The 10973-nt window shown below is 74.2% G+C and carries 10 protein-coding genes and 1 pseudogene; 8 read left to right on the forward strand and 3 right to left on the reverse strand.

The window, feature by feature from the left end:
• Positions 1-5: 5 nt before the first annotated feature.
• Entirely contained in the window at positions 6-1223 is a 1218-nt protein-coding gene (locus AB0442_RS05260; RefSeq protein WP_366160709.1) for a histidine kinase, read from the forward strand.
• The gene (locus tag AB0442_RS05265) at positions 1220-1921 is read left to right on the forward strand and encodes a response regulator transcription factor (protein ID WP_366160710.1); all 702 of its coding nucleotides are present in this window, start codon (positions 1220-1222) and stop codon (positions 1919-1921) included. Before AB0442_RS05260 ends, AB0442_RS05265 begins: the two co-directional genes overlap by 4 nt.
• A gap of 7 nt (positions 1922-1928) precedes the next feature.
• Here AB0442_RS05265 and AB0442_RS05270 read toward each other — a convergent pair whose 3' ends face one another.
• Positions 1929-2243 carry a hypothetical protein gene (locus AB0442_RS05270; protein ID WP_366160712.1) on the reverse strand — a complete coding sequence of 105 codons (315 nt, stop codon included), beginning with the start codon at positions 2241-2243 and terminating at the stop codon, positions 1929-1931.
• 192 nt (positions 2244-2435) lie between these two features.
• Between AB0442_RS05270 and AB0442_RS05275 the strand changes: the two genes are divergently transcribed.
• From AB0442_RS05275 to AB0442_RS05285, 3 genes are all read left to right on the forward strand, one after another.
• The gene (locus tag AB0442_RS05275; protein ID WP_344625918.1) at positions 2436-3302 is read left to right on the forward strand and encodes a 3-hydroxyacyl-CoA dehydrogenase family protein; all 867 of its coding nucleotides are present in this window, start codon (positions 2436-2438) and stop codon (positions 3300-3302) included.
• 328 nt (positions 3303-3630) lie between these two features.
• Positions 3631-4002, forward strand: a complete 372-nt coding sequence (locus tag AB0442_RS05280; RefSeq protein ID WP_366160713.1) for an STAS domain-containing protein — start codon at positions 3631-3633, stop codon at positions 4000-4002.
• A gap of 204 nt (positions 4003-4206) precedes the next feature.
• Positions 4207-6399, forward strand: a complete 2193-nt coding sequence (locus AB0442_RS05285) for an ATP-binding protein (protein ID WP_366160715.1) — start codon at positions 4207-4209, stop codon at positions 6397-6399.
• Between the two features lie 49 nt (positions 6400-6448).
• Here the strand turns inward: AB0442_RS05285 and nucS are convergent, their stop codons facing one another.
• A complete protein-coding gene (gene nucS / locus AB0442_RS05290; RefSeq protein ID WP_363542557.1) occupies positions 6449-7108 on the reverse strand; it encodes an endonuclease NucS in 660 nt (219 codons plus the stop codon).
• A 555-nt stretch (positions 7109-7663) separates the two neighbouring features.
• Between nucS and AB0442_RS05295 the strand changes: the two genes are divergently transcribed.
• On the forward strand, positions 7664-8056 hold the full coding sequence (locus tag AB0442_RS05295) for an SCO5389 family protein (RefSeq protein ID WP_366160716.1): 393 nt from the start codon (positions 7664-7666) through the stop codon (positions 8054-8056).
• Between the two features lie 65 nt (positions 8057-8121).
• Here AB0442_RS05295 and AB0442_RS05300 read toward each other — a convergent pair whose 3' ends face one another.
• Positions 8122-9255, reverse strand: a complete 1134-nt coding sequence (locus AB0442_RS05300; RefSeq protein ID WP_366160730.1) for an LLM class flavin-dependent oxidoreductase — start codon at positions 9253-9255, stop codon at positions 8122-8124.
• Positions 9256-9589: 334 nt separating this feature from the next.
• Here AB0442_RS05300 and AB0442_RS05305 point away from each other — a divergent pair, with 334 nt between their 5' ends.
• Positions 9590-9910, forward strand: a complete 321-nt coding sequence (locus tag AB0442_RS05305) for an ATP/GTP-binding protein (protein ID WP_344625922.1) — start codon at positions 9590-9592, stop codon at positions 9908-9910.
• Positions 9911-9982: 72 nt separating this feature from the next.
• Positions 9983-10878, forward strand: a pseudogene (locus AB0442_RS05310) (transposase); the annotation flags it as partial.
• Between the last annotated feature and the right edge of the window lie 95 nt (positions 10879-10973).

Consider the following 10973-nt stretch of genomic DNA (forward strand, 5'->3'; position numbering starts at 1 on the left):
GTGCCGTGACCCTCACTCCGCGCCGGCACGACGCGCTCATCGCCCTGGCCGGCCTGCTCGGCGGCCTGGTGCTGATCGCGTTCGGCGCCTACGACCGCACCGACAGCGTGCCGCGCTGGGCGGCGGCGCTGCCGCTGTTCGCGATGGCCGGGCTGGAGCTGTTCCGGCGCACCCGGCCGGTCTGGACGGCCACGCTCGGCGGCCTCGTCCTCGCGGCCGGCCTCGTCGCCGGCTCGGTGCTGGCGACGCTGGTGATGTACACCGACCTGCTGTACGCGGCGGTGCTCTACGGCCCGCCGCGGATGGCGAAGGTGCTGCACCTGACCGGCGGCGCCACCACCCTGGTGCTGTCCGGGCTCACCGCGCTGTACGCCGAGGTGCCGGACGCGCTGCTGGTGGCCGGGTTCTGCGGGCTGATCTTCCTCGCCCCGGTGTGGACGGCCGACCTGCTCCGACGGCACCAGGACCGGGCCGAGGCGGAGCGGCTGCGCGCCGAGCAGACCACCCTGCTCGCCGAGATGGACCGTCGGGCCGCGGTCTCCGCCGAGCGTGCCCGGATGGCCCGCGAACTGCACGACGTGATCGCCAACCACCTGTCGGCGATCGCCATCCACGCCACGGGCGCGCAGTCCGTCGCCCGCCGCCAGGACCGCCCGGCGGACGACCCGGTGGTCGCCGCCCTGGCCGTCGTCCGGGAGAACAGCGTCCAGGGGCTGGCCGAGATGCGCCGCATGATCGGCCTGCTGCGGCGGGGCGCCCCCGCGGGCCCGCTCGCGGTGGGCGAGAGCGGCGAGGAGTCGTACGCCGCACCGCGGCTCGCCGCCCTGGACGCACTGCTGGACCGGGCCAGGGCGGCCGGGCTGGAGGCGGGCCTCGCCTTCGAGGCGGCGTCGTCCGGGGAGCCGGGCGAGCTGCCGGCGCCGCTGGAGCTGGCCGCGTACCGGATCGTCCAGGAGTCGCTGACCAACGCGGTCAAGCACGCCGCCCCCGGCACCGTCCGGCTGCGGGTGGAGTACCGGCCCGCCGACGTGGTGGTCGCCGTGGACAGCCCCTACCGTGAGGACGCCGTCCCCGGCCGTGCGCTGCACGGCGCCGGGGCGGGGCTGGTCGGGATGGGGGAGCGCGCCGATCTGCTGGGCGGCGACTTCGAGGCGGGGCCGCAGGACGGCCGGTGGCGGGTGCGGGCGGTGCTGCCGCGCGAGACGAAGGGGGCGGACGGATGACCGTCAGGGTGCTGGTCGCGGAGGACCAGGCCGCGGTGCGGGCCGCGCTGGTGATGATCCTGCGGTCGGAGCCGGGGATCGAGGTCGTCGGCGAGGCCGCGGACGGCGAGGAGGCCGTCCGGCTGGCACTGGAGCTGCGCCCCGACGTGGTGCTGATGGACATTCAGATGTCCCGGCTGGACGGCGTGGAGGCGACCCGGCAGGTCGTCGCGGCGGACGCCGCGCAGGTGCTGGTGCTGACCACCTTCGACCTCGACGACTACGTCTACGGCGCGCTGCGGGCGGGTGCGTCGGGCTTCCTGCTCAAGGACGTCGACGCGGACGGCCTGGTCGAGGGCATCCGCACGGTCGCCCGCGGCGACGGCATGCTGGCGCCCTCGGTCACCCGCCGGTTGATCTCGGCCTTCGCGCGGCCCGGCCGCCAGGGTGCGGCGGAGGCCCGGGCCGCCGTCGCCGAGCTGACCGGCCGCGAGCGCGAGGTGCTGGCCTGCCTCGCCGCCGGGCTGTCCAACGCCCAGATCGCCGAGCGGCTGGGCACGGCCGAGGGCACCACCAAGACGCACGTCAGCCGGATCCTGGCCAAGCTGGCCCTGCGCAGCCGGGTGCAGGCCGCCGTGCTGGCCCAGGAGCTGGGGATCCTGCCCGTCGACAACCCCCGGGATGGCACCGGGCCCGGCGGCGTCCCCGGCGTGCGGTGACGGTCCGTCAGCGCTGGTCGAGGGCCTGCCGGGCCTTCGCGGAGTCGTCGGGCCACACCATGAGCCGCGGGCCCGCGCTGGTCTCCACCAGGGTGTGCCGCACCCCCTCGGCGGTGAGCAGCGCGGACATCCGCAGGGCGTCGTCCGGATCGGTCGGCGAGGCGACGCTCACCAGCAGCCCGTACTCGTCCGGGTTGCCGGCGCGCGGCCGCCGGGCCACCAGGGAACGCCCGCGGCCGTACGTCCAGCGCAGCAGCAGCACCAGCACCCCGGTCAGCCCCAGGCCGATCAGGAGGGCCAGCAAAGGGTGCACCGCGGTCATCGCGCCAAACCCCTCCGCCGTCGGGTACAGATCACACTCCACATTCTCACCGTTCGGCGCCCGGGGGCATTAGAGTCACGGGCCGTGAGCGGCGCGGCTCCGGGGGAGGGACCCTGCCCTGACCGTGCCACGCCCAGCGCCTCCCGGCCACGACCGGCGACCGGCGCCCGCCAGTACTCGGGAGACCCTGCCATGAGCAACGCACCCACCCAGCGGATCGCCGTGATCGGCGCGGGTCTGATGGGCGCAGGCATCGCCCAGGTCTCGGCGCAGGCCGGGCACCCGGTGGTGCTGCGGGACGTCACCGAGGCCGCACTGCAGCGCGGCCTCGACGGCATCCGGGCCTCGTACGAGAAGTTCGTGGGCAAGGGCCGGATGACCGCCGAGGAGGCGGAGGCGGCGCTCGGCCGGATCACCACCACCACCGACCTGGGGGCGGCCGGCGAGGCCGACATCGTCGTCGAGGCGGTCTTCGAGCGGCTGGACGTCAAGGAGGGCGTGTTCCGCGAGCTCGACAAGATCGCCAAGGACGGCGCCGTCCTCGCCACCAACACCTCGGCCATCCCGATCACCCGGATCGCCGCCGCGACCTCCCGTCCGGAGAGCGTCGTCGGCGTCCACTTCTTCTCGCCGGTGCCGCTGATGCGCCTGGTCGAGCTGGTCCGCGGCTACAAGACCAGCGACGGGACGCTGGCCGCCGCCCGCGCCTACGCCGAGGGCGTCGGCAAGGAGGTCGTGGTCGTCAACCGCGACGTCGCCGGGTTCATCACCACCCGCCTGATCACCGCCCTGGTCGTCGAGGCCGCCCGGCTGTACGAGTCCGGGGTGGCCTCCGCCGAGGACATCGACACCGCCTGCCGGCTCGGATTCGGCCACCCGATGGGCCCGCTGCAGACGGCGGACCTGACGGGCGTCGACATCCTGGTGAACGCGGCCCGCAACATCTACGCCGAGACCCAGGACGAGAAGTTCGCCGCTCCGGAGGTCATGGCCCGCATGGTCACCGCCGGCGATCTCGGCCGCAAGAGCGGCCGCGGTTTCTACCCGTACGAGGGCTGATGCGCGGGCCGGGTCGCCGCGGCGGGGTGCGTGACGCCCCCCGTGTGACCCGGCCCTCACAACGGCGCACCCGCGCGGGTGAGTTTGCTCACGATGCTGCCGCAGACGGGTGATTTGGGCGGTAATCGAGCGTAGGTATGGGGAGTTCCTGCGTATATTCCCTCGGACGGGTGAAGTTGCCTCGCACTCCGCCGAAGGGGAGAAACCTGCGGAGTTGGTTGACCGTCAGACGAGGGGGAGACCGGCGCGGCCCCCGGTGCGCGGCGTCACGTACGCCCGGCCGGCCCGGGCCCCGGAACAACCCGAACGACGAGCGGAGGAGGAGAGCGTGCGCATCACCGGCGACCACAACGGCCTGGCCATCGAGGGCCGGCTCGACGTGCGCAGCGCCGCCGACGCCCGTGCCGTCCTGCACGCCGCCGTCGACGGCGGCCAGGGCGACCTCGTGCTCGACCTCGGCCGGCTGGAGTTCTGGGACGCCACCGGCCTCGGCGTCATCATGGGCACCCACCGGCGGGCCGGCCGGATCGGCCGCCGCCTCGTCCTGCGACACGTTCCCGCCCAGCTCCAGCGTCTACTGGTCGCCACCCGGCTGCACCGCATCCTCGCCGTCGAGGGCACCGTCCCCGACGCCTACGGCACCTCGCTGCCCGCCCTCGGGAGCCTCCCCACCGGGCCGCTGATCCTGCCGACCGCCTGATCCCCGCGCCCCGTCCCGAACGCCCCGGCACCCCCCGCAGGACCACCCGAAACGTTACTTGGGGGTACCGGTCTGTGCTGCGCGCGGCGAGTGTGGAAAAGTCTGCGCTCACAAGCACGGCCGCACGGGTTCGGATCCGGTGCGCGGCCGGTCCGACGCCGTCCGGCAGCAGCCCGGCGGCCGACCATGGGGCGGAGCACGAACGTGGGACAGCCGACCGGTGATTTCGGGCAGGAAGGCGTACGCCCCCGCACCGGCGAGGTCGTCTCCGGAGACCTGCTGCTGGCGATCGGCGGACCGGACGGCTCCGAGGCCCGCCCCTGCCCGGACGGCTGGCGCCCGGAGCCCCGCCGCATCCGCGACCGCCGCCAGGACCGGCCCGAACTCGGCCCCAGCCCCGCCGTCGGGCCGCTCGCCATGGGCAGCGCCGCCGCCGACCTGCCGCTGCTGGACCGCGAGGACGACATCGCCCGGCTCCTGGCGGCACTCTCCGAGGGCCGCTCCGTCCGCCTCGTCGGACAGGCCGGCTCCGGACGCAGCACCCTGCTCGCCGCCGTCGCCGACGCCGCGGCCGGCATCGCCCCGGACGGCGTCGTCCGGCTCAGCGGCCACCGCCGCACCGGCGCCGACCTGCTGCAGGACCTCTTCGCCGCGACCCACCACGCTCCCGGCTACCGGCCCGACCGCCGTGCCCTGGCCTCCCTGCTCTCCCAGGTCGGCGCCGTCGTCGTGATCGACGACCTGGACATCGACGACGAGGAACTCGCCGAACTCCTCGACGCCGCCCCGGACTGCGCCTTCCTCGTCACCGTGCCGCCCGGCAGCCCGGTGCTCACGCCCGGCCTCCGGCTGGAGGACCACCCCGTCGCCGGCCTCGCCAAGTCCGCCTGCCTGGCGCTGGCCGGCCGCCTGGCGGGCCGTCAGCTCGACGAGACCGAGCGGGCCTGGGCGGTCGACCTGTGGTTCGAGTCCGAGGGCCTGCCGCTGCGCTTCGTCCAGGCGGCCGCCCTGCTCCGCCAGCGCGACGTCTCCGTGGACACCCTGGTCGCCGCGCAGGAGGACCGCAACAACGTCTTCGGCCTGGTCAAGGAGATCAGCGAACCGGACGACCCGGCCGTCCTCGAGGGCGAACTGCGTCGCACCGTCCCGCTGCCGACCGTCGCGGAGAGCGCGGCGCCCGCCGTCCGGCTCGCCGAGGGGCTCAGCGAGTCCGCGCAGGCCGTGCTGCGGCTCTCGCTGGCGTTCGGCGGCGAGTGCCCGACCGCACCGCACCTGCCGGCCCTGATCGACGTCGGACTCGGCGAGAGCGCACTGCGCGAACTCGTCGACGCAGGCCTCGCGGTGTCCGTCGGCGGCCACCACCGGCTCGCCACCGGGGTCCAGGAACTCCTCGCAGGCCGCTTCGACCCGGGCACGGTCGCGTACGGTGCCGCCGAACACTTCTCCTGGTGGGTCGGGCACGGCTCGGTCACCACCGAGCAGATCGCCGCCGAGGCGGAGGTCCTCGTCGGTGCCCTGCTCGCCGACCGGGCCGCCGACCGCCCGGAGGCCGTGCTGCGGCTCGCCCGCGCCGCCGCCCCGGCACTGGCCCTGTCGCTGCGCTGGGGGGCCTGGGAGCGCGTCCTCAAGCTCGGCCTGGAAGCGGCCCGGGTGCTGCGCGCCACCGCCGAGGAGGCCTGGTTCCACCACGAGCTCGGGGTGCTCGCCCTGTGCGTGCACTCGGACCAGCGGGCGCTCGCCGAACTGGAGTCCGCGGTCGCGCTGCGGGCCGCGTTCGGAGACCCCAACTCCGGTGCCGCCGGGCGGCGGATGCTGGACCTGCTGAAGTCCGAGGCCCGGCAGCTACCCGCGGGCGAGGAGCCGTCGACCGGCGGCCGACGACCCGTCATCAGAGCCATCGCGAAGGCCCCTTGGCGGCTCGCCGCGGCGAAGAAGGGGTCGGACGCCAAGCGGGCCGCGATCGCCGGAGCGGCGGCCGTGCTGGCGCTGGGCGTCCTGGGCGCCGCGATCGGGCTCAACACCGGCGGCGAGGACTCCGCGGGCAACGGCCGCACCCTGCCCGGCACCTCGGTGGACGACACCACCGCCGGGGACGACCTGCCCGCGGCCACCACCTCCGGCTCCCCGACCGCCGCACCGAGCGACAGCCCGTCCGAGAGCCCCTCGGCGTCGGCCTCGGCCTCGGACTCCGAGTCGCCGTCCGCCTCGGCGAGCACCACCGGCACCCGCAAGCCGACCGCGACCAGGACCACCGCACCCGTCCCGGGCCAGACCAGCAAGAGCCCGAGCACGGGCACCAGCACGACCGCGCCGCCGTCGCCGAGCACCAGCGCCTCGACGAGCAGCAGCGCCTCCGCCTCGCCCTCCGACCCCTCGGGCAGCCCCTCGGCGCCGTAGCGCAGGGAGCCCGCCGGGGAGCCCTCCCGGGACCGGGAGGGCCGGCGGCCTAGAACAGCTTCAGCTTGTCGTCGTCGATGCCGCGCAGCTCGTCGTAGTCGAGCACCACGCAGCCGATGCCGCGGTCGGTGGCGAGGACGCGGGCCTGCGGCTTGATCTCCTGGGCGGCGAAGACGCCCTTCACCGGGGCCAGCAGCGGGTCCCGGTTGAGGAGTTCGAGGTAGCGGGTGAGCTGCTCGACGCCGTCGATCTCACCGCGGCGCTTGATCTCCACCGCCACGGTGGCGCCGTCGGCGTCCCGGCAGAGGATGTCCACCGGGCCGATCGCGGTCGGGTACTCGCGGCGGATCAGCGACCAGCCGGAGCCGAGGACCTCCATGCGGTCGGCGAGCAGCTCCTGCAGGTGTGCCTCGACGCCGTCCTTCACCAGGCCGGGGTCGACGCCCAGGTCGTGCGAGGAGTCGTGCAGCACGTCCTCGAGCGTGATGATCAGTTTTTCGCCGGCCTTGTTGACCACCGTCCAGGTGCCGTCCGCCTCCTTGAGCGTGCAGGGCGGCGACATCCAGTTGAGCGGCTTGTAGGCGCGGTCGTCGGCGTGGATGCTGACGCTCCCGTCGGCCTTCACCAGGATGAGGCGGGTGGCGGACGGGAGATGGGCGGAGAGCCGTCCGGCATAGTCGACGGAGCAGCGGGCAATTACGAGACGCACGGTCGACCACGCTAGCCCACCGGGGCCAGTTGATGCGATTCCGCGACGACGGGGTGAAGAATTCGCGCATCCGGCGAACCATGGTGTCCGCGCGGTCACAGGCCGTGCACGCGGCCTCCGCCCGGCGGGCGCCGTCCCACGGGGATGGAGACTCGCGATGAACGCTGCGACACGATCCGGCCAATCTCGCCGTTGCGGCACCGATTCCGATGGTATTCGACGCATTCGCTCGTCGCGCTGAGCGATCGCCTGTCACCCTGGTGTGAGCGTCCGTCGTCCTGTGCGACCGCACGCTGGCGCGCCGGCGCACGCCCGTGCGGCGGTGGTGCGCCCGGGTGCCATCCGCCCACCGTCACCACCGCTCCCGCGGCTCCCTCGCCGGGCCTCCCGGGCGCGATCTGATCATCCGTCATCCCGACCGCCCGTCAGGTCGGCGGGAACGGCGGCCGGTTCGCGCGCACGGACCGGGCAGGGCCGCACCACCGAGAACGACCGCACCAACCGCAAGACCACCCCGGCGGGCCGCGCCGCGGTGGACCGCGAGAGGAGAACCCAATGTCGCTCGACGTCTCACCGGCCCTGCTCGAGAAGGCCGAGAGAGGCGAGGTCGACGAGAGGGAGTTCGTCGACTGCGTCCGTACCTCCCTCCCGTACGCCTGGGAGCTGATCAGCTCGCTGGTCGCCCAGACCAAGGTCGACGGCACCGACTTCGCCGACAACCACGTCCCGCCGCCCAGCGAGCAGGCCCGTGGCCAGCTGCTGCGCGCGATGGCCAGCGACGCGATCCGGGGCGCCCTCCAGCGGCACTTCGGCGTGCGGTTGGCGTTCCAGAACTGCCACCGGGTGGCGGTCTTCGCCCCGTCCGAGGCGAACGAGGAGCGCTACACGCGCTTCACGTCCGTCCGGGCCCAGCTGCTCAACCAGTCGCCCGAGCTGCGCGACTGCTGACACCGGCCGACGGGGCCGGCCGGGACCACACCGGCCGGCCCCGTCGGCTGTCCGGACACCCGGCGTCAGCCCAGCTCGGGGAGGACCTCCGAGCCGAGCCGCTCGATGTTGTGCAACGTCGCCTCGCGGTTGCCGGAGCCCTCCGCGAGCAGCGCGAAACGGCGGATCCCGGTGCGCTCGGCGGTCGCCAGCAGCCGGTCCGCGCACTGCCGCGGCGTACCCACCGCGTGCAGGTCGCACAGCAGCTCGGTGTACGCGCGCGGGTCGCGCATCCGGCGCTCCCGCCCGTCGACCGTGCGGTGCGCGCCGAGCCCGTACTCGAACCAGCCCGGCATCGACCGCAGCAGGTCGGCCCGGGCCGCCGCCGTCCGGTCCGCGACCTGCACCACGCCCGCCGCGACGTGCTCCCGCTCGACCCGGGCGAGCTGCTCCTCGCCGCGCCCGCAGGCCCGCCAGGCCTCCCGGTAGGCGGCGAGCATCTGCTGCTTGTCGTCGTCGCCCGAGTGCATGCCGAGCAGCATCGGCAGACCTCTCTCGGCGGCCGTGCGCACCCCGTTGGGGGAGGTGCAGGCCATCACCACCGGCGGGCCGGACTGCGCCCGCCCGCCCGGCTCCTGGCGCTGCCGGGGGAAGTTCCGCAGCGGGTCGGCCTCCGCCTCGGGGCTGCCGAGGCCGAGCCAGTCCGCGAGGCCGCCCGGACGGAGCGGCTCGGAGGCCCGCGGCACCACCGCCACCTCCGGGAAGGAGAACTGCGGCCCGTCCGCGCCCACCCGGGTGCCGTGCAGCCAGCGCAGCAGCAGGTCCAGCCGCTCCGGGAAGCCCGACTCGTAGGCGTCCACGCCGGTGCCGAAGACGTCCAGGTCGATCCACGGGCCGCCGCGGCCCACCCCGAGCGTGAACCGGCCGCCGGAGACCAGGTGCAGCAGCGCCGCCCGCTCGCCGAGCGCCACCGGGTGCGCGGTGGACAGCACGCTCACCGCGGTGCCGACGCCGATCCGGCGGGTCCGGCCGAGCAGCAGCCCGGCCAGTGTCGCGGCGTCCGGGCAGACGCCGTACGGCACGAAGTGGTGCTCCGCCAGCCAGACCGCGTCCAGGCCGGCCCGTTCCGCGGCGACCGCCGCGTCCACCGTGCGGGCCAGCACCTCGCCGTGGCCCTGCCCGGGGAACTGCGCGGAGAGCAGGAACGCGCCGACCGCGATCCGGTCGGTGGCCGCGGGGCGGGGCAGCAGCGCCGTCGCCGGGGCCGTGCCACCCCCCGGGGCGGGCTGCTGGTCGGTCTCGGGCCGCCGGCTGGTCTTGGTCATCGGGTGCCTCCTCGGGGGTGCGCAGGGACTGCGAACCCCGCTGTCTCACCACGTGAGTAGCCGATGTCATGTGCCAAAGGCACGCCGTTTCACCAATTTCCCGGGAGAACGGGTGGATCTCACCCAAAACACCTGAGATCGCGCGGATGTCGTGATAGTGGCACGGGCGGTGGTGCGGCGGCCCGTACCCTGGAGGTGTTCCCGTGCCCGGTCCGAGAGGTGGTTCGGCGTGTCGCCGCGTCGCAATCGTGAGAAGAGCTCCGCCCCCCGCGAGGACGCCCCGGCGGCCCCGTTCGGCGGCTCGCTGCGCCGCGTCGAGAGCTACCGCGGGGAGGACTGGGTCGTGCAGACCGTCGCCGGCTCCCAGGGCCGGCACTACCGCTGCCCGGGCTGCGACCAGGAGATCCCGTCCGGCGTCGGCCACGTCGTCGCCTGGCCCGATCACGGGCCGGGGGTGGAGGACCGCCGGCACTGGCACCGCGCCTGCTGGGGCGCCAGGGAGCGCCGTGGCGCGGGCGTCCAGCGGGGGCGCGGCGCACCGCGGTACTAGGGCGCGTATTTGGTTGTGATCATTCTGGGAAGTTGCCCTCACGGTGCGGCCTGACGCGGTAGACCGTGTTCCGTGACTCGAGTGCAACTATCGGATGCGGAGTGGGAGTTCATCGAGCCGTACCTGCCGATCGGCGAGTACGGCCCGTATCCCGAACGGCTGCGCCAGCAGTTCGAAGGCGTGATCTGGCACTTCAAGACCGGCAGCCAGTGGCGTGAGACGCCCAGGGAGTTCGGTGCCTGGTCGAGCGTCCACAACCGCTTCCGGCAGTGGAGGGACGCCGGTGTCTTCGAGGCCCTGTTGGAGGGCGCGATCGCGGAGGCCGCCAAACGGGACGAGGTGGATCTCTCCCTGGTCAGCGTGGATTCCACCACCGTCCGGGCCCATCATGACGCCGCGGGGATGCACCTGGACCCGGACTCCCTGGCCGCCTTGGAAAAGGCTGCCGAGGCGGCGGAGAAGGCTCGGCAAAAAGGGGAGGCCCGCAGGAACAAGACGGACAGGGCGGCCCGCAACGCGAGGAGCGGCGGCGCATCCGACGCCGACACAAGATCCGCCTGAAGGCCGCCTTGCTCGGACGCTCCAGGGGCGGGCAGACCAGCAAGATCCACGTCGCGGGCGAGCGCAAGTGCCGCCCCCTGGCGTTCATCCTGACCGAGGGGCAGGCCGGCGACAGCCCGTACTTCATCCCCGTGCTGAAGAGGGTCCGGGTCCGCGGGCCCGTCGGCCGTCCTCGAACCCGCCCCGACGCGGTCGCCGGCGACAAAGCCTACTCGTCCCGGGGCAACCGCAACCACCTGCGCAAACGCCACATCAAGGCGGTCATCCCGGAGAAGGTCGACCAAGCTGCCAACCGCAGGAAGAAGGGCAGCACGGGTGGTCGGCCCGTCAGCCACGACGCAGACCTCTACAAGGACCGGAACACCGTCGAGCGACTGATCAACAAGCTGAAGGCCTGGCGAGGGATCGGTGAGGTCGACTCGGGGCGCCCTGCTGGTGTCTCCACCAGTGGGTTTCCCCGAGCCGCCTCCCGAACCCGGCGTGCCCGTCTCCGGGCACCGGG

This window comes from Kitasatospora sp. NPDC085895, from assembly GCF_040702125.1.
Classification (GTDB): Bacteria; Actinomycetota; Actinomycetes; order Streptomycetales; family Streptomycetaceae; genus Kitasatospora; species Kitasatospora arboriphila.

Coding starts and splice junctions, on each gene's coding strand:
- AB0442_RS05265 (WP_366160710.1), top strand. CDS start 1,220: ATGACCGTCAGGGTGCTGGTCGCGGAGGACCAGGCCGCGGTGCGGGCC.
- AB0442_RS05275 (WP_344625918.1), top strand. CDS start 2,436: ATGAGCAACGCACCCACCCAGCGGATCGCCGTGATCGGCGCGGGTCTG.
- AB0442_RS05270 (WP_366160712.1), bottom strand. CDS start 2,243: ATGACCGCGGTGCACCCTTTGCTGGCCCTCCTGATCGGCCTGGGGCTG.
- AB0442_RS05295 (WP_366160716.1), top strand. CDS start 7,664: ATGTCGCTCGACGTCTCACCGGCCCTGCTCGAGAAGGCCGAGAGAGGC.